Source organism: Olivibacter sitiensis DSM 17696, from assembly GCF_000427965.1.
In the GTDB taxonomy this organism is placed as follows: Bacteria; Bacteroidota; Bacteroidia; order Sphingobacteriales; family Sphingobacteriaceae; genus Olivibacter; species Olivibacter sitiensis.
The window spans coordinates 103,461-126,756 of sequence record NZ_ATZA01000004.1; the positions used below are offsets into that span (position 1 = coordinate 103,461).

General features: G+C 43.4%; 20 protein-coding genes and 5 tRNA genes. 6 read left to right on the top strand and 19 right to left on the bottom strand.

The features are described 5' to 3' along the window. Window positions 1–171: 171 nt before the first annotated feature. The 15 genes from nusG to A37S_RS0103865 all read right to left on the bottom strand — a co-directional run bounded on the left by nusG (window position 172) and on the right by A37S_RS0103865 (window position 9,563). Window positions 172–717, bottom strand: coding sequence for a transcription termination/antitermination protein NusG (nusG, locus tag A37S_RS0103790; RefSeq protein WP_028295834.1), 546 nt, complete (start codon window positions 715–717; stop codon window positions 172–174). A 37-nt stretch (window positions 718–754) separates the two neighbouring features. Further along, the gene (gene secE / locus A37S_RS0103795; RefSeq protein ID WP_028295835.1) at window positions 755–949 is read right to left on the bottom strand and encodes a preprotein translocase subunit SecE; all 195 of its coding nucleotides are present in this window, start codon (window positions 947–949) and stop codon (window positions 755–757) included. Between the two features lie 25 nt (window positions 950–974). Beyond that, window positions 975–1,045 (bottom strand) — tRNA-Trp (locus tag A37S_RS0103800). 74 nt (window positions 1,046–1,119) lie between these two features. After that, complete coding sequence (gene tuf / locus A37S_RS0103805) at window positions 1,120–2,307, bottom strand: elongation factor Tu (protein ID WP_028295836.1); 1,188 nt, start codon at window positions 2,305–2,307, stop codon at window positions 1,120–1,122. 63 nt (window positions 2,308–2,370) lie between these two features. Further along, a tRNA-Thr gene (locus A37S_RS0103810) sits at window positions 2,371–2,442 on the bottom strand. A gap of 69 nt (window positions 2,443–2,511) precedes the next feature. Further along, window positions 2,512–2,584 (bottom strand) — tRNA-Gly (locus A37S_RS0103815). An 80-nt stretch (window positions 2,585–2,664) separates the two neighbouring features. Beyond that, a tRNA-Tyr gene (locus A37S_RS0103820) sits at window positions 2,665–2,745 on the bottom strand. 14 nt (window positions 2,746–2,759) lie between these two features. Beyond that, window positions 2,760–2,832: transfer RNA gene (locus tag A37S_RS0103825), tRNA-Thr, on the bottom strand. A 340-nt stretch (window positions 2,833–3,172) separates the two neighbouring features. Then, window positions 3,173–3,523 carry a ribosome hibernation-promoting factor, HPF/YfiA family gene (hpf, locus tag A37S_RS0103835; protein ID WP_028295837.1) on the bottom strand — a complete coding sequence of 117 codons (351 nt, stop codon included), beginning with the start codon at window positions 3,521–3,523 and terminating at the stop codon, window positions 3,173–3,175. Between the two features lie 15 nt (window positions 3,524–3,538). Continuing rightward, on the bottom strand, window positions 3,539–4,471 hold the full coding sequence (locus tag A37S_RS0103840; protein ID WP_342663579.1) for a tyrosine-type recombinase/integrase: 933 nt from the start codon (window positions 4,469–4,471) through the stop codon (window positions 3,539–3,541). 76 nt (window positions 4,472–4,547) lie between these two features. Then, complete coding sequence (gene rpsU / locus A37S_RS0103845) at window positions 4,548–4,736, bottom strand: 30S ribosomal protein S21 (protein WP_028295839.1); 189 nt, start codon at window positions 4,734–4,736, stop codon at window positions 4,548–4,550. Between the two features lie 114 nt (window positions 4,737–4,850). After that, a complete protein-coding gene (gene ygiD / locus A37S_RS0103850) occupies window positions 4,851–5,684 on the bottom strand; it encodes a 4,5-DOPA-extradiol-dioxygenase (protein WP_157278398.1) in 834 nt (277 codons plus the stop codon). A 77-nt stretch (window positions 5,685–5,761) separates the two neighbouring features. After that, complete coding sequence (locus A37S_RS0103855; protein ID WP_028295841.1) at window positions 5,762–7,075, bottom strand: MFS transporter; 1,314 nt, start codon at window positions 7,073–7,075, stop codon at window positions 5,762–5,764. Between the two features lie 56 nt (window positions 7,076–7,131). Beyond that, window positions 7,132–9,312, bottom strand: a complete 2,181-nt coding sequence (locus A37S_RS0103860) for a glucoamylase family protein (RefSeq protein WP_036601147.1) — start codon at window positions 9,310–9,312, stop codon at window positions 7,132–7,134. 2 nt (window positions 9,313–9,314) lie between these two features. After that, on the bottom strand, window positions 9,315–9,563 hold the full coding sequence (locus tag A37S_RS0103865; RefSeq protein ID WP_028295843.1) for a hypothetical protein: 249 nt from the start codon (window positions 9,561–9,563) through the stop codon (window positions 9,315–9,317). A gap of 69 nt (window positions 9,564–9,632) precedes the next feature. On the opposite strand from A37S_RS0103865, the gene A37S_RS0103870 reads away from it, so the two are divergent. Genes A37S_RS0103870 through A37S_RS0103880 form a run of 3 tightly spaced genes read left to right on the top strand, consistent with a single transcriptional unit; the run spans window position 9,633 to window position 12,324 of the window. Further along, complete coding sequence (locus tag A37S_RS0103870) at window positions 9,633–10,514, top strand: LiaF transmembrane domain-containing protein (RefSeq protein ID WP_051292705.1); 882 nt, start codon at window positions 9,633–9,635, stop codon at window positions 10,512–10,514. 23 nt (window positions 10,515–10,537) lie between these two features. Then, window positions 10,538–11,581: a sensor histidine kinase gene (locus A37S_RS0103875; protein WP_028295845.1), complete on the top strand. Its 1,044-nt coding sequence runs from the start codon at window positions 10,538–10,540 to the stop codon at window positions 11,579–11,581. Continuing rightward, window positions 11,578–12,324 carry a LytR/AlgR family response regulator transcription factor gene (locus A37S_RS0103880; protein WP_028295846.1) on the top strand — a complete coding sequence of 249 codons (747 nt, stop codon included), beginning with the start codon at window positions 11,578–11,580 and terminating at the stop codon, window positions 12,322–12,324. Before A37S_RS0103875 ends, A37S_RS0103880 begins: the two co-directional genes overlap by 4 nt. A 13-nt stretch (window positions 12,325–12,337) precedes the next feature. Here A37S_RS0103880 and A37S_RS0103885 read toward each other — a convergent pair whose 3' ends face one another. Continuing rightward, window positions 12,338–13,687, bottom strand: coding sequence for a hypothetical protein (locus A37S_RS0103885; protein ID WP_028295847.1), 1,350 nt, complete (start codon window positions 13,685–13,687; stop codon window positions 12,338–12,340). Between the two features lie 267 nt (window positions 13,688–13,954). On the opposite strand from A37S_RS0103885, the gene A37S_RS0103895 reads away from it, so the two are divergent. Next, complete coding sequence (locus tag A37S_RS0103895; RefSeq protein ID WP_028295848.1) at window positions 13,955–14,530, top strand: thymidine kinase; 576 nt, start codon at window positions 13,955–13,957, stop codon at window positions 14,528–14,530. Between the two features lie 346 nt (window positions 14,531–14,876). On the opposite strand, the gene A37S_RS0103900 is transcribed toward A37S_RS0103895, so the two are convergent. Continuing rightward, the gene (locus tag A37S_RS0103900) at window positions 14,877–15,353 is read right to left on the bottom strand and encodes a copper resistance protein NlpE (protein ID WP_028295849.1); all 477 of its coding nucleotides are present in this window, start codon (window positions 15,351–15,353) and stop codon (window positions 14,877–14,879) included. Between the two features lie 535 nt (window positions 15,354–15,888). Between A37S_RS0103900 and A37S_RS0103905 the strand changes: the two genes are divergently transcribed. After that, a complete protein-coding gene (locus tag A37S_RS0103905; RefSeq protein ID WP_028295850.1) occupies window positions 15,889–18,117 on the top strand; it encodes an NADP-dependent isocitrate dehydrogenase in 2,229 nt (742 codons plus the stop codon). Between the two features lie 180 nt (window positions 18,118–18,297). Next, window positions 18,298–19,767 carry a cardiolipin synthase gene (gene cls / locus A37S_RS0103915; RefSeq protein ID WP_211229715.1) on the top strand — a complete coding sequence of 490 codons (1,470 nt, stop codon included), beginning with the start codon at window positions 18,298–18,300 and terminating at the stop codon, window positions 19,765–19,767. A 2-nt stretch (window positions 19,768–19,769) separates the two neighbouring features. Here cls and A37S_RS0103920 read toward each other — a convergent pair whose 3' ends face one another. Both A37S_RS0103920 and A37S_RS0103930 read right to left on the bottom strand, forming a co-directional pair. After that, on the bottom strand, window positions 19,770–22,136 hold the full coding sequence (locus A37S_RS0103920; protein WP_028295852.1) for a mechanosensitive ion channel family protein: 2,367 nt from the start codon (window positions 22,134–22,136) through the stop codon (window positions 19,770–19,772). A gap of 206 nt (window positions 22,137–22,342) precedes the next feature. After that, on the bottom strand, window positions 22,343–23,257 hold the full coding sequence (locus tag A37S_RS0103930) for a nucleotidyltransferase family protein (protein WP_028295853.1): 915 nt from the start codon (window positions 23,255–23,257) through the stop codon (window positions 22,343–22,345). Between the last annotated feature and the right edge of the window lie 39 nt (window positions 23,258–23,296).

Sequence of the window (23,296 nt, forward strand, 5' to 3'; positions counted from 1 at the left end):
TGTTTGTTAGTAAGTTGGAAGCATTATAACGTAACATTTATATATCAAGTACCACCAGTGAAGGTGGTCAAAATAGTGCGCAAAGATACAGATTAATTTCAATTAATTGCAACAGCAATCGAAAAAAAATGAAATTAACTGCAAATATGGTGTCTAAGCGAAATGGAAAGGCTATTCCTTTTCCACCTGCATATAATTGAGCTCCAACGGTGTTTTTCTACCGAACACCTTTACCATTACCTTAAGCTTCTTCTTCTCCTCGTTGACTTCTTCTATCTCGCCAGAGAAGCCGTTGAACGGACCATCGGTAACTTTGACAGACTCACCCACATAGTATGGCACGCTCATTACATCACCTTGTTCGCTCATCTCATCTACAGTACCCAAAATTCGGTTCACTTCAGATGGACGCAACGGAATGGCATTACCTTCTTTGTCGCCCAAGAAACCAATAACGCTGTTCACGTTCTTGATCACATGCTCCAACTCACCGTCCAACTGAGCCTGCAAAAGGACATATCCAGGATAAAAATTCCGCTCTTTAGCGATTTTCTTACCATCCCGCATTTGATAGTATTTCTCCATTGGGATGAGAACCTGAGGGACGATATGAGAAATACCAAGGCGATTGATCTCGGCTTCGAGGTATTGCTTTACCTTCTTCTCCTTGCCACTCACCGCACGTACTACATACCATTTAAGATCTTGTTCTGCCATAACTGTTATGATGTTTCTAAACTATTTTGAACTTAACCTAGGCACCAGTGCCGTAAAACAAATTCAAAACAGCCGTTGAAGACTGATCCATAGCCAAAACGATTAGTGCGATAATGATAGATGCTATCAGAACAACCACCGCCGAATTTTGCAACTCACTCCAAGTAGGCCATGTCACTTTTTGTGTCATCTCCTGATAGGACTCTTTAAAAAACTCTAGTACGTTTGCCATGTCTATTTTAAGGTGTAGTAATTAGCACGGGCACAAGGATTCGAACCCTGATCAAAGGTTTTGGAGACCTCTATTCTACCATTGAACTATGCCCGTGTATTTATTCAAAACAAAGTACCCACTGGGTACTTTGTTTTGAAATTCTATATCGCTTGCTTAAAAAGAATTATTTAAGCAATGATTTCAGTTACCTGTCCAGCTCCTACAGTTCTGCCACCCTCACGGATAGCGAAACGAAGACCTTTTTCCATTGCGATAGCGTTGATCAATTTTACATTGATTGTCACGTTATCACCAGGCATTACCATTTCTACTCCTTCTGGCAAAGTGATTTCGCCAGTAACGTCTGTAGTACGGAAGTAGAATTGAGGACGATACTTGTTAAAGAATGGAGTGTGACGACCACCTTCAGCCTTTGACAAAACGTAAACCTCTGCCTTGAATTCAGTGTGAGGAGTTACAGAACCTGGTTTACAGATTACCATACCACGACGGATATCCGTTTTTTCAATACCACGAAGCAACAAACCTACGTTATCTCCAGCTTCACCGTAATCAAGGATCTTGCGGAACATTTCCACACCAGTAACAGTAGATTTCAAGTTCTCTGCACCCATTCCCAAAATTTCTACGGGATCTCCAGTATTGATCACACCACGCTCGATACGACCTGTAGCAACGGTACCACGACCAGTGATTGAGAATACGTCTTCGATAGGCATCAAGAAAGGAAGCTCAGTCAAACGTGGAGGGATAGGAATGTAGTTATCTACTGCATCCATCAATTCCATGATTTTGTCTACCCATTGAGTTTCTCCGTTCAGCGCGCCCAAAGCAGATCCACGAATCACAGGAATATCATCACCTGGGTATTCATAGAAAGACAATAGCTCACGCACTTCCATTTCAACAAGATCCAACAACTCAGGGTCATCCACCAAGTCAGTCTTATTCATAAACACCACCAAAGCAGGTACACCTACCTGACGAGCCAAAAGGATGTGCTCGCGGGTTTGAGGCATAGGACCATCAGTAGCGGCAACGACGATAATCGCGCCATCCATCTGAGCTGCACCCGTTACCATGTTCTTTACATAGTCAGCGTGACCTGGACAGTCAACGTGAGCGTAGTGGCGGTTAGCCGTTTGATACTCTACGTGAGCTGTATTGATAGTGATACCACGCTCTTTTTCTTCAGGAGCCGAGTCGATAGAATCGAATGAACGAGCTTCTGAAAGACCTTTATCTGCCAACACCTTAGTGATAGCAGCAGTCGTAGTAGTTTTACCGTGGTCAACGTGACCGATTGTACCAATATTTAAGTGTGGTTTACTGCGGTCAAATTTCTCTTTTGCCATGTTGTATGCGAATTATTAGTAAGTTAATTTTATTTCGGATTTTATTCTTATTTTATACTTACGAGCCAATGATGGGACTTGAACCCATGACCTCTTCCTTACCAAGGAAGTGCTCTACCGCTGAGCTACATCGGCTTGTTTCTTCTTCAACACCAAAAAGGCTAAAACCAGCATGTGGCTTTAACACCTTTAGTTCAAATTACGAGCGGAAGACGGGTCTCGAACCCGCAACCTATAGCTTGGAAGGCTATCGCTCTACCAATTGAGCTACTTCCGCTTGTTTATTTTAGACTACAAATACGATTTATGATTTACACCTATTGGTCAATCCAAAACCCGCAATCTAAAACTCCATTGTGGGGGGAGAAGGATTCGAACCTTCGAAGCCGAAGCAACGGATTTACAGTCCGTCCCATTTGACCGCTCTGGTATCCCCCCAAAAATCGTCATTGAGCCCCCTGCCGGGATCGAACCAGCGACCTACTGATTACAAGTCAGTTGCTCTACCAGCTGAGCTAAGGAGGCATTTATAGTCATTCCCTGGCCCATTTCACTTTACTACCGCAAGTTTTATGTAACCTTTTTTAAGGAGCTATATTTTTCAAAAAACAAAAGTGATCCAAGCCACTTTCTCCCCTTCAGAAATACTGTCTTTCCTTTGGGACTGCAAAGATAGACAACAAACCATTAATTCAAAAAAAAAGTGAAAATATTTTGCAGAACCACTGCGCTATAAAATAAAGCTCGCTGGCTATCAGAACGATATTCCGAAAATATGGCATGCGGTAAATCCCAAAAAGACATAAAATAAAAATGTCCCTAACATCAGGGACATCTTTAGCAACAATATATTTGGAAAAACCTATTACAGCCCTACGGCCTGCACGGCCTCTACCAATGCCTCTTTGTGATTGGAGATCTTGGTTTTGTTCTTGGTTTTGTATTTATTAATCTGTCTTCTAACGGATTCCACCGCCAAATCCGTAGCTTCTTCAAAGCTCTTCGCTTGTCCCTTTGCGAACAACTGCCCTCCGGGTATATTCAATTTAAACTCGGTAACCTTGTTGGCTTCATCTTCTACATTCTCTAGCCTGAGGTAACATTCACCTGAAATAAACCGATCGAAAAACTGTTCCAGCTTATCTGCTCTTCTCTGTACGAAATCAATCAATTTCTTATCCGCCTTGAATTGGATTGCTTGAGTGGTAATGTTCATAATTCCTCCTTTTTTTTAAGCCTTTGGATGGGCTTGTTTATAAATCGACTTTAACCGTTCAACAGAATTGTGGGTATAAATCTGTGTTGCGGCCAGATTGGCATGCCCCAACAATTCTTTTATTGCGTTCAAATCCGCCCCTTTGTTCAACAGCGCAGTGGCAAAACTGTGCCTCAGCACGTGTGGGCTTTTCTTGCTTTGTTTAGTTACCAAAGACAAATAACGAGTAACAACTCCATAAATCAACTTAGGATAGGCCGGAGTTCCTTTTTTAGTAACGATTAAAGTTACGGAATTGTTATCGAAATCTTGGCTTTTTTTTTCAAATAAATACTGCTTCAACTGCTTTGTCAACGTATCATTTATTGGCACCAATCGCACTTTCTGCCTTTTGCCCAACACCCGAATCTGTTGGGTGTAAAAATCTATGTCTGCCTCCTTTACTGAAAGCAGTTCTGCCAGACGAATCCCCGTACCAAACAACATCTCGATGATTAACCTATCCCTATGACCTATAAAGTCGTCCGGAAAGGAGTCTACCGCATCCAATAGCTGCTCCAGTTTGTCTTCCTCTATCACAACCGGCAACTTCTTTGGCACCTTTAGCGCTTTGACCAGGGTAGTGGGATCTCCCTCGTAGAGGCCTTCCCTCTGTGCAAATTTGAAGAAGGACCGTATAGCAGTAAGCTTTCTGTTTACAGAAACCGCCTTGATCCCCGCTTCCATTTTAGTGGCTAGGTAATAGCGCACGTCCCGATGTCCAATTTTTTGGACATCCGTTTTTTCCTGAGCACAGAAACAGAAAAAATCTTCCAAATCTTGTCTATAGGCAACAAGTGTATGGGGCGAAAATCTCTTTTCAAACTCTAAGTAATTAAAAAAACGATTAAGAATGCTTGCAATCTCCATGATGTCGCTGCCTTTGTCGATCACTAATATAGCAAACAAAATGCAAACAAAAAAAGTCCTTTTCCACTTAAGTGGAAAAGGACTTTTTTATATGCTATTTCTCAAGAATACCTGTCTAGGCTTCTTGATTCAATGTTTGCTTATAGATAGCTTTCTTGATTTGAGTACGGCGAGTAACAGATTTCTTTTCGTAAGCTTGGCGCGAACGAAGCTCCCTTAATACACCAGTCTTCTCAAATTTTTTCTTAAAACGCTTTAGCGCTTTGTCTAACGACTCGCCATCTTTTACATTTACGATAATCATGATCTTGTATACCCCCTTCCTTTTACAAATTTTTTTGGACTACAAAGGTAAGGAAAAAAGTTAAAACAAAACCATCTTTTTTAATTTAGTTTTTCAGTTACAAAAACCAGGAGGCTACTTTCCTATTTTCACACTGGTCATTGTGAGAGATCCTCCTATCACTTTATCATTAAAAAAGGCCAGATCCTCTCGGTCTTCCTGCATGGCTAAGCTATATAGCAGCGGCAAATAGTGCTCTGGCGTGGGGATGGCCAGTTGAGCTGCCGATCCGAGACCATCATAATGGATCAAGGCATTATGCTTCTTTTCACTTATCAGCCGCTTAAAAGTATCATTCATCTCATAGGCCCAATCATAGCCACCGCCTTGTATCATTTGCCAAGATAGCATCCGCAAGTTGTGAACCATATTGCCACTTCCTATAATTAATATGCCGTGCTCTCGTAACACGGACAGCTCTTGGGCCAAGGCGTAATGCCATGCAGGCGATTTAGTATAATCGATGCTGAGTTGTAGAACGGGAATATTGGCATCAGGATACATATGTTTCACTACAGACCACGCTCCGTGATCCAGGCCCCAATCATGGTCCATTATTAGCGATGCTCCCATCACATCCTCAGACAAAGCTCGCGCTAAGGCCGGATTACCTGGCGCAGGATAATCAACTTCAAACAACTCTTTCGGAAAACCGTAAAAATCGTGGATGGTCTTTGGATGTTCCATTGCGGTAACAAGTGTAGCACTGGCATACCAGTGAGCCGAAATTACCAGGACAGCGTTAGGAAGAGGTATCTCTTTAGCCATGGAAGCCCACCTTCGCGTAAAATCATTGTCCTCTATGGCGTTCATAGGCGATCCATGCCCTACAAAAAGTACAGGCATTTTGGCATCTCTTTTTACGTATAGATTCGACAGGGCATGCAGCTCTTTTAATGTATCCATCATGATTGTTCTCTCCAAATATACATGTTCAAACACACAAATTTCGAACCGGCATGAAAAACCAGTCAAACTGTCACTCTCTAGCCATTGGGTTCCTGATCTAGGCTGGAAAAACGCTTCGAATCAGGCATAAGGACATAAACGGATAACGAAATGGCGATACATATGGTGATATACCAATAATAATAAGATTCATGCCCCAATTTTTTAAACAAGAGAGCGACATACTCGGCAGAGCCTCCAAAGATGGCTACTGTAAGCGCATACGGCAAGCCCACACCTAAGGCCCTGACTTGTGCGGGAAATAACTCGGCTTTGACAACGGCATTGATACTAGTATATCCGCTTACTATAATCAGTCCTGCAAGTAGGATCCAAAATGCTTGCCACATATTGCTCGCCATTTCCAAGGCATGCAATAAGGGCAACGTGCACAAGGTCCCCAATACACCGAAACCAATTAACAATGGTTTACGGCCAATTTTATCTGACAGGAGTCCAAACAGTGGCTGAATACAAGCAAATATAAAGAGTCCAAAGAAAGATATTGTTGTTGATTCTCCTCTGCTCAGCCCAACCGTATTGACAAGGAATTTCTGCATATAGGTGGAATAGGTGTAAAAGGCAAGAGTGCCACCCAAAGTGAGACCGACAACGGTAAGTATTGCCTTAGGATATTTCAAAAGCAGCTTAAGGCCGGAAGGGCTTTCACGTGTTTCTTCCACATTTCCCCTTGAAGCTTCAAAGGCCCTGGTTTCGTCCAAATGCCTACGCAAATATAGAGCCACGACAGCCAAAATGGCTCCGATAAAAAAAGGTATTCGCCATCCCCATTCTAATATCTCCTGTTCGGTGAGTAGCACGCGCTGCAACAACAACTGAACGCCAAGGGCAATTAATTGTCCACCTATGAGCGTAACGTACTGAAAGCTGCTATAAAAACCACGCCGATCGGGAGTGGCCATTTCGGTGAGGTAAGTTGCCGAGACCCCATACTCCCCACCTACGCTTAAGCCTTGGAGCAACCTCGCCAGCAACAAAAAAGCTGGAGCAAACAAACCTATGCTATGATAGTCGGGGCATGCCGCTATGATAAGTGAACCGAATGACATCAGCAAAACAGACAGCGTCATAGATTTCTTCCGTCCCACTTTATCTGCTATAAAACCAAAAACATAGCCCCCTAGGGGCCTCATGAGGAATCCCACTGCAAAAATTGCCGCAGAGTTCAGCAATTGCGCGGTAGCATCGGAATCCGGAAAGAAAGAAGATGAAAAATAAAGCGCAAAAGCGGAATATGCATACCAATCGTACCACTCTACAAGATTCCCTACGGATCCACCAAAAATCGCCTTCAGTCGTCGTTTGGATATCTTGCTTCTTTTTTCAGTCATCTTCGAGATATATCATAAATTCTTCCCAAACATAAGAAAAACCGATATATAGGTCATCACTCCGTTGTGAAAAGAATTCTAGCCGCTCGCTGGATATCCTCATCCTTCATAAACAACTTCCAAATAAGCCCTGTGCGGCCATTTTCTATCATTACGGGTACAGACCCCTGATGCAAGGGATCGAAGCTTGTAGACACCCAGTTCTCTTCTAGATTAAAAGCATCTCTGAAACCATATTCCGTCCATAACAGTCTTCCTAACTGCCTATAATAATTGCGTGCTGCATCCAGCGTTTCGTTTTTAAGATAGGGGTACGAAGATAGCGCTGCTGCTGGAACATATTTGACGGAGGCGCTATCTCGCTTTGAAAACCCCCACAAAACACCGGTAAGTCCAACAAAACGTTCGCTTTCTGAGGATGCCAAACGGTATTGAATCCTTGCCAAATTTCGTTGATTATCAAAGTAATTCACTGTAGAGTCTCTTTTGCCTCTTGGATCGAAAGCCAAAAAAGAAGGTTGCATTTCCAACAGCGAGGAATCCGGATTCCCTATAGCCAAATCAATGCCGACATAACTGTCACCATTGTAAAACAATTCCTTTTTATAGGCATATTCTTCGTTTATCAAGACGTCCTTAATCAAGGTATCCATGTTTCCACGCACCTTAGCTTTGCCGTGTTCTACCACTCCTTCATAACTTAGCGGTTGTTTCCAGGCATACTGAAAGGACTCTTTATCCATTGCATACTCTTGCACGGGCGATGCGACAGACAAAAAGTAGGGAAGAAAACTATGATTATAGCCCCCCAAAGGATTAGCCACCTCCCATTTGCACGTTGGTGACCACTTATCATATAGATAAAGGCCTTCGTTGTGCTCTCCGTTAAACGCACGCCAGTCCACCTGTTTCCATAGGGTGCCTACCATATCCCGTACAGCTGCCTCTTCCGCTTTATCCCCATCGAAGTAATTGCGGGCTACAAGCAAACCTTGCATGAGAAAAGCGGTCGATTCCAAGTCGGCTGCAATCCCACAGCTATCTGTCGCCACTACTTTCCCATTTCTTCCATTGAGCGTTTCGGGAAACACGCCGTGGTAAATCTCGGCCTTCAGCAAGAAACTACCCATTTTCGTCACTCTTTCCAGCACAGCCTTTCGGCCGATGAAGCCTCGCTCGGCGCCGACTATCAAGGCCAAAATCCCTATACCGGAAGCTTTCACAGATACCCTTGTATCTGACGATAATGGAGACATTTTGAACATGCCGCTGTTCACTTCTCCTTTATCTATAAAATAGTCTATGTAAGTTTTTTGTATAGTAGTGAGCAATTGCTCGTCGTTCATTGTTTTTGCTTCGGCTTTTAAAACTGCCGAGCTGGGCGACTCATTGTAATTGTAGTCTACCCATACGATTTTATAATAATAATCACGGTTGGTCTCCGGTAGTAGGTCGGTATACTTCCTGTAAAAAACCGGGCTAATAGCTACGGGAACGAAATGTTCATTATCCTGAGATCGGTATATCTTCACATACCTTATGCTTGGAGTCAAGGGAAGCTGCCAATACAAGTCCACATGGTACTCGCTGGCCTCTGTCTTGGTAAGCATCGCATTGCCCGTTAAAGGCATTTGAGGCACTTTTCTCGACATAAACTCTATTTGATCTATAAACAGCTTGGTTTCGGAAGTTCCTTCGCCATCCTGACAAAAGGAGACACCTTCTATTAACAGCTTATCATCGAAGTATTCAAAATCACTCAGTGGTATTTCAACTGTAGCCCATTCGCCTTTTCCACTTTCTTTTAGATACTTAGAAACAGGTAATTTATCAGAGTATAGACTGCCTTCTTGTTTCAGGGCTATAGTGGGCAACAAACTCGTGTCGCTCACTTGATGAAGTTTCATCTTGAAAACCAACAAGTCTGCTTTATTCGCCCTATGCCCGTCACGATCTCCATAAACAATTGTCGCCATCCAATTACTTTCGGGCAAGGAAAAATACTGCAATACTAAACTATTCCCAGGAGTAAAAAACAAGCTATCTGATACGGGTAATCTACCGTTTACATTACGCACAAAACTCTTTCCATTCCACTCTACCTCAGAATGGAAATAGCTGACAGGTAAAGGACTATTCTCAAACAAAACTTCAGGGTAAGTTTCCGCTTTTACCGTCAAAACGCCCGAAATCAGGCATAAAAAGAACAACTTGCATATAAGGCAAACACTTTTCATTTTCAATTTATTACTTGTTTATTTTGTATCTGTATATTCAGCGCTACTTCATCAAATGCAAGATTAGCAGCCACGAACGTGGCTTTATTATCAAAAATCAAGCCATCTATTTTCGTTGTGGGTTGCTGGTCGTTAGTTATAAAATCCATGCTATTTAGAATAAGTTGTCCTTGCCGATTCCTGAAAACTGCCTGCTCAATTGGATTTTCACCGAGAAAAAGCGGACTTTTACCGAAAAGTTGGAGCTCCACACCTATTTATGATTTGTATGTGTAAAATAACCCTGTACTTTTGAAACAAATAAATTAGAACAAACAATTATGCACAACAATATAAATCCTCGGCAACCAGGGGCCAACAACAGCAGGGTGATGATTGGCCTTATTATTATCCTGATTGGCTTCTTGGCCTTCATCAAGTCATTCAACTTGTTTTTCTTTCCCAATTGGATTTTTTCATGGCCCATGATCCTTATTGTCATTGGCCTGATTGTAGGCTCCAGATCCAATTTTCAGAAACCAGCATCCTTTGTGCTCGTCTTTCTGGGTGTCTTTTTTCTTGTACAGAGTGAATTTAATGTCAACGTGGGGCATTTCTTCTGGCCTTTTGCCATCATTTGCCTAGGTTTCTATCTGATACTAGGCAATCGCCAGAAAAAAAGGAAGCAGTACCGCCCTTTCAATCAACCATTCTCTCAAAGGTCGCAAGAACCTGGTCTAGACTGGGACAAGCGTGTGGTAGATGAAAGCGAAAATGCCAGTGAAACCAATGACTTTGCGCAGGACATCCCTTTCGAAACAGAAACCGATGAACAACGCAAAGAAGAAAATAAACAATCGGGAGCATACGCACAATTCGATCAGGAAGATTTCATCGATTCTGTATCCGTGTTCGGAGGAGTTAAGAAAATCATATTCTCCAAGAACTTTAAAGGAGGGGATGTAGTGAACATTATGGGCGGCACGGACATCAATCTAATGAACGCCGATATACAGGGACCGATAGCTATAGAGATTGTACAGTTATTCGGTGGATTCACCATTATCGTTCCTTCCCATTGGAAGGTATATTCCGACATGTCAGCCGTATTTGGGGGCGTAGACGACAAAAGGATGATCAACCCCTCAAACGTAGACAACAACAAAACACTATATATCAAAGGAGTAACTCTTTTCGGAGGTGTAACGATAAAAGGTTTCTAAGAGCCACAAAAAACAAAACACACATGAGTACTGCGATCGATCAAAACCCCAAAAATAGACTTATCATAGTGAGCATACTGTTCGTGTGGTTAGTTTATTTTGGGGTGCAAGTTGCATTGTTGCTCTGGTATGCCTATTCATGGAAGAATATTCTACAAGACAGCTTATTAAATGCTTCGCTTGTAGCGTTTGGCACTTTCACCATTGGCAATATGCTCAACTACTATCAGCCCAAGCGAGGTAGTTATTTCAATATCATTATTTGGGTACTAAGCCTTGCGGCCATTAGCATAGCGCTAGGGAAATACCTGTTACCGCTGCTCGTAGAAGACGTGGACTACCTTTCATTTGTACATCTCTCCTTACCGTTGCGCTTTTGCATCAATGCGCTCGTAATAGGAGCTATGTCTATCATTTTTATGTTCTGGAACATGGCACAGAGTCAAAAAGAAAATGAGAAACGAAAGATGGATGCCGAACGACTGGCAAAAGAAGCCGAGCTCTATAACCTAAGACAGCAGCTACAACCTCATTTTCTGTTCAATAGCCTCAATTCTATCATCGCGCTAATAGGTCGTAAACCCGATCAAGCTCGAAATATGACCTTTCAACTCTCCGACTTTCTGAGAGGCACATTACGGAAGGATGATCAACAATTAATTCCGTTAGAAGATGAAATAGAACACCTGAAGCTTTATCTGGAAATAGAGAAAGTGCGCTTTGGCCACCGACTAGCTACTACGCTTAATTACCCGGAAGACTGTGCGGATTGCAAACTACCCGCCATGATCTTGCAACCACTGGTAGAAAATGCCATCAAACACGGCTTGTATGGCACCACCGAGGGGGTGAACATAGATCTGGAGATGAAAAAAGAAGACAATCTGTTGGTAGTACAGATTACCAATCCATTCGACAAGGAAAACACGCCGCCTAGGAAAGGAACTGGTTTTGGTTTGCGCGGTGTTCAACGTAGGCTCTTTTTACTCTTCGGCCGTACCGACCTCTTGCATACCTCTAGCTCAACACATATCTTTACCAGCACAATCAAAATACCGCAACTATGATCAGAGCATTAGTGATAGATGATGAGCCCCTAGCAAGAAGCATTATTTTGGACTACCTGGAGGAGTATCCCCAAGTGGACGTATTGGGAGAGTGCGGGGATGGATTTGAAGCGGCCAAGACCATTATGACACAGCAGCCAGATCTCATCTTTCTGGATGTACAAATGCCTAAGATCAACGGGTTTGAAATGCTGGAACTACTCGATCAACGCCCTGCGGTCATATTTACTACGGCGTTTGACGAATATGCTATTCGGGCATTTGAGCAACATGCGGTGGATTACCTGTTGAAGCCCATTTCCAAACTGCGGTTCGACAAAGCAATGCAAAAGTATCTTGCCCAGAAGCAATTACAGCCGGACAACAAAAACACGCAAAATCTTCTGGAGGATGTTACCTCCAATACGAGTAGCCGCCTCGAAAGGGTAGTAGTAAAGACAGGCAACACTATCAAAATCATCCCTGTAGACGATATCCTATACTTGGAGGCGGATGACGATTACGTAAAAATCCATACCGAAAATGGCTCCTATCTCAAAAACAAGACAATGGCCTATTTCGAAAGGGAGTTGGACAGCAAGCAATTCGTCCGCCTCCACCGTTCGTATATTGTCCGTATAGATCTCATAGCGCGATTAGAACCCTATGAAAAAGACAGCCATATCGCTATTCTAACAAATGGCACCCGGATCAATGTCAGTAAAACGGGCTATAGCAAGTTGAAAGCAGTATTGGGCATATAATACATACACACCGCTAGCTTGTGTATTTTTGCTGCAGCAAGGCATAGAATCTATCTACGGTTGCCTGTTTGGAAGACCAATTATTTTTGCCTGCATAAGTCTCTTGCAGAAACGCGTCTGCTTCGCCAAAAGTTTCATATCGTGCAAGCAGATCCATTGCCTCGGAATAGGCCAAACTATATCCATTAAAAAGATCTTTGATAAACAGGAGCTTATCGTTGAGGCTAACAGCCGACTTAAAGTCTTGTATGCGGTTTCCCACTTGCGCCGAAGCGGGAGAAGCACTGGCTTTTGCAGCATTGGAGCCCGTTATATTTTGTTGTTCTTGTTCTATTTTTCGCTGTGCAGAGAACAGGTCGTTCAATGACATTGGGCGCGCCTTAGGTTGAGCTTCCGGAACCTCCGCCTGAGGAATTATCACCTCTTTTTCTTCAATAACTACTTCTTTGGCTTCATGTGCTTCTGGCTCAGTTTCCTGCGGCGCGGCGTCCTCGGTTTGCTCATCATTTGCCAAATCTGGCGCATCAGTTACTTCTTCAGCGGGCAAATCAGCCTCATCGCGCTCTATAGAAGCCTCCACTTCGGATTCTGTATTGGTATTTGCTTCGTCTTCGTATCCTACCTCGTCTGTAACTTCTTCCGGCTCTTCCTTTTCATCTACAACTTCCTCTGCATCAGCACTTTCATCAATCTCCCCAGCCTGTTCTGCTGCATCCTCCGTTTCTGCTGCCTTATCCTCTTCCTCCTTCGCATCGCTATCTCCCAAGCTATATTCTTCCACTTCACTATCAAGATCGGCGGTGGCAGGCGTAAACAAAGTTTCCTCTACTTCATGATCACCAACATAGCGCATTACTGGAGACTCTTCCTCTTCGATTTTTTCCTGCTCTTCCTCCTGGGCCGATTCCTCGGGACTCTCTTCAGCTATTTCAGAATCAGCTTCTGCATCAGGCTCCTCATCCTCATTCACTCCTAATAGCGTGCTCCCTTGTTCGGCAGCCTCATTTATCAATTCCTCTTGTTGTTCCGGTTCCTCGATCTCTGGAATATCTACGCCAGCGATAGGACTTTCTTCGATACTAGAAAATTCCTTGGAGTCATCTGTCGGCTCATCGTTCACCCAAAATTTCTTGTCCGCTACCTTGCTTTCGATCGGGCTTTCTGCCACCTTAGATTTTTCAGATATAACCGCCAGTTTCTTCCATATGCGAACATGCCCGTATAAATACTTGGTATTGATGGCAAACAAGGCCAAATCAGCTTCGTTTGCGCCTTCGGGATTTTCTTTCAGCTCGTCATATTGTTGAGATAACTCGGCTAGGAGTCCACCTATTTTTTCTACTATATCTTCTTTCTGCATCATGATTATATAACGAAATTAATTTATAAGTGTTGGAAAACGAAAGTTCTATTTTTTTCAAAGATACATATATTACATTTGAAAGCATAAAGCAGAAAACACAAAGGGTGCCTATATTCGTGGCCGACAACAAACTACCGCCTTTGCAAGAACAAAATCGCTTTGCGAACGTTAATTTTAGCTAAGTTTGCGATATTTGGGGCTTACTTGAAATCAAGTAGGGGTTCATACAAAAACAATCGAGATTTACCCCGTCCATACAAAATAGACATGCTATTTAGCGAACAAAATTTCAGTAAAAAAATTGGTCCAAAAGGCAGTATTGAGATAATCTGCGGCTCCATGTTTTCAGGGAAGACCGAAGAACTTATAAGAAGGTTAAAAAGAGCACAAATTGCCAAGCTCAAGGTAGAGATTTTTAAACCCAAAATCGACAACAGGTATGATGAAGATGCTGTGGTATCGCATGATAACAACTCCATTCCTTCTACTGCAGTGGAAAATGCGGATGCCATTCTATTGCTGAGTGTTAACACGGAAGTGGTGGGCATAGATGAAGCGCAATTCTTCGACGGCAACCTTGCCGATGTTTGCAATAAGCTGGCCAACAAAGGCGTCCGCGTCATTGTCGCAGGCCTCGACATGGACTTTAAAGGAAAACCATTTGGTCCCATTCCTGCACTGCTTTCCATAGCAGAACATATCACTAAAGTACATGCGGTATGCGTATGCTGTGGTGCTCCTGCCCTTTATTCATTTAGAACGGCTTCAAATGACGGCAAGATATTGATTGGCGAAAAGGAAAGCTATGAACCGCGGTGCAGGGACTGTTATAACACGAAATAATGCATTTTTTATTTGTGCACAATATAGTGTTCGGATAACACGTTATCATAGTGTACTAAATAGGGAAATAGTCTACAAAACGTTCCAATTAATGCTAAAGCTGATTTTAACATTAATTTAACATTAGAGAAAACGCAGATTTAATTTTTAACCCTATCTTTGTATCATAGATAAAGACATTAACATCGGCGATGAAAGTCAGTCGGTTTTATATAAAGATCCTTCTCATAATTTAGGTTTATAATTGGTTAAGTAAAACCCTCCTGCCCATCAGGAGGGTTTTCTTTTTTTGTTATTTATAAGCTTGCTCAGCCGTGGCCCATGTTCAAATCTTGATAAAGAAAGCCTAATCTTTCCTCAGGACGTATTTGTCGGCCAAAGGGCCTTCTATCCGGTTGCCCTCCATATCCAGTTCGGTTAGCGTATTCTCTCCTACAAAATACTTACACAATGTACCTTCGGCATTATTCAAGGTGATTATTTGCCCGGTGCTGTCCCAAACGAAAGTGCCTTTTTCTTCGTACTCCTTGCCATCTCCCTTGCCGAGATATTCGGTCTTCATTACGAAAGCATCTCCATCCATTAATTGCACACTCGTCTTTATTCCCTCGCAATCTGCACAAGGGATTGTTCCTTTATACGTACCTCCATAATCCAAGGAGTTCTGGGAATTGTGCATGTCCTGCACCAACGATTCATCCACCATTCCCATCGTGTCAATTTCGACTACTGTGTTTTCATTATTACCCGCATTTCCGCATGCCGCCATCATAAAAACACATAGGGCAAACGGAACCATCATCAGCAATTTCACTTTCTTCATTCCTGTAACTATTTTTTGCAACGTTACAATGTACAACAGTCGTTCAAGCACTTTGTTGTCGCTAGCACCACCCTTTCTAGATCGAAACCAGCGTCAACATTGCGATAAAAATTATTCTTCTCATTTAGAGCCTGTTTAAAATTTTAACGAAATTTTTGTTATACTGATTTTGAATTTGTCTTTGCTATATTTTGATGCTCTTTTGAGCCTATTTTTCACTTCCTGCTCTGGATTTAGCCCGCTAAATCTGCAAACACGAAGCAAAAAATCCTTCTCAAAATAGCTATAAAAATAGTTAGCAATAAAATTTAAACAGGCTCTTAGTTTTTGCCCTGCTGATTATATTATGGCATCAGTTATAAGGGTTAATGAAAGAATCTCCAATTAAATAAAGAGCACAAACGATTGCTCAATTGAGCTTCACAGTTCATATTGAATTAAATTGCATAATCAAAGCAATTTATCTAAGTTTGCCAATGCTGAAAACGTTCCTTCATGGAGATAAAGTTTCATTTAACAACAATAAGAATAAATTATGTCAAATACCCCAAAAATTATCTACACCAAAACAGATGAAGCCCCAGCATTAGCCACCTATTCGCTATTGCCTGTTATCAAAGCCTTTACTGCATCTTCTGGCATTGATGTAGAAACTAAAGATATTTCACTGGCAAGTAGAATCCTTGCAGTATTCCCAGAATACCTTACGGACGAACAAAAGGTAGAGGATGCCTTAACCGAGCTTGGAGAGTTAACACTGAAACCGGAAGCAAATATTATCAAACTTCCAAACATCAGTGCTTCCAACCCCCAACTGAAAGCAGCCATAAAGGAACTGCAAGCGAAGGGCTATAAATTGCCAGACTATCCCGATGAGCCGTCCAATGAAGAGGAAAAGAAAATCAAGGCAACATATGACAAGGTAAAAGGCAGTGCGGTCAATCCTGTACTGCGAGAAGGCAACTCGGATCGTAGAGCGCCCAAAGCGGTAAAAAACTATGCCAAGAAACACCCACATAGCATGGGTGCGTGGTCTGCAGACTCCAAAACGCATGTATCTACCATGCAACGCGGCGATTTTTTCCATAATGAAAAATCGGTGACCGTACCAGCTGAAACCGACGTGAAAATCGTACTCACTACAAAAGATGGAAAAGAAACCGTATTGAAAGAGAAAACGCATCTACTGGCGGGCGAGATCATCGATGCTACTTTCATGAGCAAAAAGGCACTGGTAGCATTTCTGAAGGAACAAATAGCTGATGCCAAGGCTAAGGGCGTACTATTCTCCTTGCATATGAAGGCAACCATGATGAAGGTATCAGATCCTATCATTTTTGGCCATGCCGTCAAAGCTTTCTTCAGTGATGTGTTCGAAAAATTTGGGGCAGACCTGAAATCTGTTGGGGCAGACCCAAACAATGGATTAGGAGCGGTATTAAACGCCATTGAAAAACTGCCCACAGAAAAAAAGGAAGAAATAGACGCTGCCATAAAAGCGGATCTACACAATGGCCCTGCCATTGCCATGGTGAACTCCGACAAGGGCATTACCAACCTGCATGTGCCCAGTGATGTTATCGTAGATGCTTCCATGCCGGCCATGATCAGGACCTCGGGCCAAATGTGGAATGCCGAAGGCAAGCAGCAGGACACCAAAGCCGTGATTCCGGACAGCAGCTATGCAGGTGTCTATGAAGCCACCATCGAGTTCTGCAAAAAGAACGGAGCCTTTGATCCAAGGACGATGGGCACCGTGCCAAATGTAGGCTTAATGGCTCAAAAGGCAGAAGAATATGGCTCCCATGACAAAACTTTTGAGATACCTGCCGATGGTACTGTCACAGTGGTAGACAGCGAAGGGAACGTACTGCTCTCACATGAAGTAGAAGCGGGCGATATCTGGCGCATGTGCCAAGCGAAAGACGCCCCCATCAAGGATTGGGTAAAACTAGCCGTAACGCGTGCGCGCGCCTCGGAAACACCTGCTGTATTTTGGTTGGATGAAAATCGTCCGCACGATGCCGAGCTCATTAAGAAAGTAAAAGCCTATTTGCCAGAATTTCATCCAGAAGGACTAGAAATACACATCTTAGCACCGGAGAAAGCTACGGAATTCACCTTGGCACGCCTGAAGGACGGAAAAGACACCATTTCCGTAACAGGAAACGTGCTGCGCGACTATTTGACAGACCTTTTCCCTATCCTTGAACTGGGTACCAGTGCCAAGATGCTCTCCATTGTGCCTTTGATGAATGGCGGTGGTTTGTTTGAAACCGGTGCTGGTGGATCCGCTCCAAAGCATGTACAGCAATTCTTGGAAGAGGATTATCTACGCTGGGATTCTTTGGGTGAGTTTCTGGCCTTGGCCGTGTCGTTGGAGCACTTGGCTGGTCATTTTGACAATCCAAAGGCGCAGGTATTGGCCGATACCCTTGATGAAGCTACAGGCAAATTGCTGGACAACCAAAAATCACCATCGCGCAAGGTAGGTGAGATAGACAACAGAGGCAGTCATTTTTACTTAGCCCTCTACTGGGCCGAGGCCTTGGCCGCACAGGACAAGGATTCGGAACTAAAAGCACAATTTACTCCTCTGGCCAAAATCTTGGCAGACAACGAGGTCAAGATAAATGAAGAACTGATAGGCGTACAAGGACATCCTACCAACATCGGGGGATATTACCTACCAGATGATGATTTAGCTTCGAAGGCGATGAGACCTAGCCAGACGTTCAATAGCGTGCTGGAAAATTTGAAATAAATTCGTTGTATTTAAATTACTGAAAAGGGCGGCCGATTGCGATTGGCTGCCCTTTTTTCTTTTCCATAATTCTAGAAAAGGCACAAGCCATTTCTTTTTCCGATTTGATGAAGGTCATATTGATGCGTAACCCATAAGAACAAATAAAAATCGCTAGATTTATCCCGCACAATAGGGGAAATGGAAAATCTAAACATCAACTGGATACTCATAGCCGAGATTGTATATATCATTATCATTATCTTGGTATGCCTAAGAATCATTTACGACACACGCTCCACGACCAAAACCTTAGCCTACCTATTGATTACCATCTTCCTGCCTATATTGGGTATGGCCATCTATTTTTCCTTTGGCATCAACTACAGAAAAAGGAAACTGTACAACAAAAAGATTATTGAAGACGAACGTTTATATGATCGCATTCAGCACCAAGTCCTCACTAGTTCAAGAAAAATCATTTCGGAGATAGCCCCTCCACTGGCTTCCTATACCAAGTTGGCACAGCTCCTTCTAAAAAACGACTTTAGCCCCATCAGCAATGGCAACAAAGTGGAGATTCTCCTAAACGGCGAGGAAAAATTCAAGGCTGTCATCCCAGCATTGAAAAATGCCAAGAAGCATATCCACCTGGAATATTACATCATTGAGAATGATGCGATCGGAAATCAGATCAAAGACATACTCATCGCAAAAGCGCAAGAGGGCGTAGAAGTACGCTTTATATATGATGATTTCGGCAGCAGCTCCATTAGACGTAAATATGTCTCGGAACTCCAGCAAAATGGCGTTCTGGCATATCCCTTTTACAAGATCAGGCTTATAGCGCTCGCCAATAGGCTCAATTACCGTAATCACCGCAAGATCATCGTCATTGACGGGCAGATCGCCTTTACGGGAGGAATCAACATCAGCGATAGGTATATCAACTCGAATACGTCAAGCCACGATCATCTATATTGGCGAGATACACACTTGCTAATAGAAGGTCCCGGCATCAATTTTTTGCAGTCGCTTTTTATTGCCGATTGGAATTTCTGTTCTGGAGAACAGCTGATCATCAAGCGCGATTTCTTTTGCACTACCTCCTCGCCCGATGGAAATGCACTTGTGCAGATTGCCGCCAGCGGACCGGATTCGCCCCACCCCACCATTTTGCTTTCCCTACTGCAGCTCATCAACCTGGCACAACAGGAGGTATTGATCACCACCCCCTACTTCATTCCCGGCGAGAGCCTTATAGATACCATGATCGTCGCTTCCCAGAGCAAGGTAAAAGTAAAACTCCTGGTACCGGAAAAATCGGATTCCCATTTTGTGGATTTGGCGGCACGCTCCTACTACGCCGAACTGCTGGCCGCCGGCGTAGAGATCTATATGTACAACAAGGGATTTGTTCATGCCAAGACTATCGTGGTAGACGAATGCGTAGTGAGTGTAGGCACGGCAAATATGGATCAGCGAAGCTTTGAACTCAATTTTGAAGTAAACGCCCTCGTTTACGATATAGATACTGCCAAACGGCTTAAAAGCATTTTCTATGATGACATCAAAGATGCTACTTTGCTAAACTCCAAGGAATGGGTACAACGTAAGTTTTACAAACAGATTCCCGAGAAAATCGCCCGTTTGCTCTCTCCACTTCTGTAGTGCTAAGCACTTACTAGACCTATATCGTCGATACCAAGCCTACTGCTCAATCTTTCCAACAATTGGCTTTTGAATAGATCTTGATTATATATGTCCACAATCCAACAACTTATTCTCAGCTGCACCTTATCGGCTGTCACGCCCACGGTCAATATATCTACAGGGCGGCCTTTCACAAAGTGGTCCACTTTTTTCACCTCTTCTTTTATTGCCTTTTTCACCATCTCTATATCGGCCTTCTTGTCAACCAAGATAGTCAAGGCAATCTTACTGGTCGACTCGCTTAATGTCCAGTTGACCAGCCTTCCCGAAAGCAGGTCGCCGTTCGGTATAATCACTTCGGCTCCTTCTTCCGTGAGCAGGGTGCTGGAACGAATACCAATCTCCTTTACCCAGCCTTTCTTGTCCGCCAGTTCGATGTAATCGCCATTGCGGAAAGGCTTCTCGAAGATAAGGATGATGCCCGAAACAAAGTTGTTGAATACATTCTGCAAGCCAAAACCGATACCCACGGTAAGCGCGCTGATGATCACCGTCAACCGATCCACGCCAATCCCCAAGGCACTGATGCCGAACAGAAAGCCGATAACAATAACCACAAGCCTGAATAAGGGCATCAAGGAATTGGCAGTTTGCATCTTCTCCTCGCTCGCCGCTTTTTTGTCTCCAAAGAAAATCCCCAGATTGCGCTGCAACCAATTGGCCAAGGATATGATCACAACACAAACTAGCAGGTTGCCAAGCGTAAAACTGATATTCCCGATTTTGCGAGTACTCCCCAGCAACTCCTCCGTCGCCGTGTACAGAGCCTGTACCCGGTGTAGGTTGATGGCAAGTACGATAATACCCAGTATCAGGCAAATGATGACCAAATACTTATGTACCTTGAGCAAGGTTTTGCGCTCATCAAAGTTGGCGAACAGGTCGCCAGTCAATCTGCTCTTTTCAAACTGGCGCTGAAAAGCCCCCTTGACAATATTGGAAAATCCACGTATGGACACAGACTGTGCCAGGCCCACCGCGCCCGCAATGCTCCAGTATCGCGCATATTCCACATAACCTATTACATTGAGGAAAATAGCCAAGAGGTTGATGATGACAAAAGACAAGTGGATATACCTATTGATTTGGAATTGGGAGCTATTTTCCTTCAAGCCCTTTCGCAAGCGATAGCTGAACACCAAATTGACAACATTGAGAGTCAAGGTAATCAAGCGCATGATCAGTCCGTCGCCCACCAATGAGTTGGCCACGATGACAAAAACATAGAAAATAAGCAAAAGCAGCCACAGGCGGCGATTGTCCTCGTTCAACACATAATTTGCTTGCCACATCAACAGCACGATGATGAGCAGCTGAGCCCCCTGCACCAAGATGCTAGGCGTATAGGCGGCAAACAAAGGCAGCAAGGTGAGAAAAAACACCAGTGCTTGAAGCATATCCTTGCCCCAAGGATACGGCGCTGTCACCGGTATCGCCTGCGTGCCTTGCGCTTCGGGTGCTGCTTGCTCCTGAAAGAGTCTTTTTCCATTGCTGTATATCCAATAGAAAAACCCGACACTCAGCAAAAGCAGCAGTATCCTCCCTGTCCATGCGGTATGCTCCAGATAGGTCCTTACGCCACCTGTTTCCTGATAGGTAGTTCTCAGGTTTCCCATTATATTTTCCTTATTCAACACCCTAGGTGCGGACCATATGTAGTCGGCATTCTTTCGGCTTCTGGTTCCTTTTACTACCTGCACGTTTCCATCAATGCGCTTTTTGATTCCTTTGGTGTCGTTAATGATAGCATTCGTATTGCCAATAAGGATGTTGATAGAATCTAGCTTTTGCTGAGCCTGAAGTTCTGTTTGCCGAATCTGGAACCGTAAATTATGGGTCCGGTTTAGCAGTTCAGCATTTCTATGCTGTTCTCTCCCGGAAGTAAAAATGCTATCGCTATCCAGTTGTTTCAATTCCTCTAGGGCATTTTCCAAGCTACTCTTATAGCCATCTACCGTATTTAAAAAGCCCGTCAACCTTGCCTCCGTCTTTTCTGTTACAGCCGCAAGGCTATCAATGGTATCGGTCAGTTGCTCGCTGTCCAGGCTATCCAAAAGAAGATGGACACCTCGATTTATCTGCCGCACGCTTTCCAGTTCTTTATGCAGCGTAGCCACATTGATGTTGTTTAAGAAGTTGGTCTTAAAAGGAGTATACTTAACTTCCAGGTCTGAAAGATGTTCTGCTACGACGTTTGGACGAGCTGAAGTGTCGCCCCGGTCCAATTCCTGTGCCCAAACCCGGGAGTTCGATGCCAATGAGGTATACAGCAGTAAGAGAAAAACAGTAAAAAATCGCCTCAAAATCTCGATATTTTTTTTATTCATTACGACTGGATTGCTGAATCAATACTACAAAATGCTGGCCAAATTTATACACATCATTGCCACTGTTCGAATGCGGGTACCAAATCCCCATAGAAGTAAAAAGCCATTAAGCAAATGAATATTACTTAATAGCTCATGAATTGACAGGTACATTTAACCGACATATCCTTATGAGAACGCCGTATTTCCAGACTAGCGCTAGATGCTTAGAACAACTTCTCTGGGTATACCCCTTTGGCAACCAATTCCGAAATATTTTTCTGCACCACTGCCTTATCTTCCTTGTAGGTGACTCCAAACCATTTTTCGGACGTAGGTATCACGCGAAAGGTAGTCTCTCCCGATTGGGCCAGGTAATCGGCCACTTTAGGAATATAAAATTCCGCTTTCGGATTGTGCTCATTGAGCGCTACAAACTCTTTGAACAACTTTTCTGCCACAGCGAATACCTTTGGGGTAAAGCCCCAAAAGTTCATGGACACCCTTCTGTCTGGCGAGAGCTCGGTTTCTACTCCGTTTTCTTCGTACACGATTTCTCTCTTCCCTTCTTCGGACGTCTTCCAGTATATCTTTGTTCTTTCGTTGACAGCCGTCATGTGGTTTTCGGCGTCCACTTCACATACCCCTCTGGAAACGGTACCATTTTCAGAAAGTGTCCTGTCCAACCTATAGCCCATCAAAGCCATATAATCGTCCCTCACCTCCTTGGTTAAAAATTCGGCCATTTTATGAAATGCTTCATACCCATAAAAATCGTCGGCATTGATGACACAAAACGGCTCGTGAATCTGATCTCTGGCTTCCAAAACCGCGTGGCCAGTACCCCATGGCTTTTCTCTTACGATTTCTTTTTCTATGCCATATTTTCTCAAATCGAAACCTTGATAAACATAATCGGTATCTATCAGTCCATTTAGTTTCTCGTCGAAGATCTGCTTAAATTTTTCGGAAAACTCCTTCTTCACTATAAAAACGACCTTGCCGAAGCCCGCCTTGATGGCATCAAAAATAGAGTAATCGATTATCGTCTCGTTATGTGGGCCAAAACCATCTATTTGTTTCATGCTACCATAACGACTTGCCATCCCTGCTGCCAATATTAGTAAAGTAGGTTTTTTCATTTTATACTATCGTCTCGTAATGGAAAAATGCGAGGCACC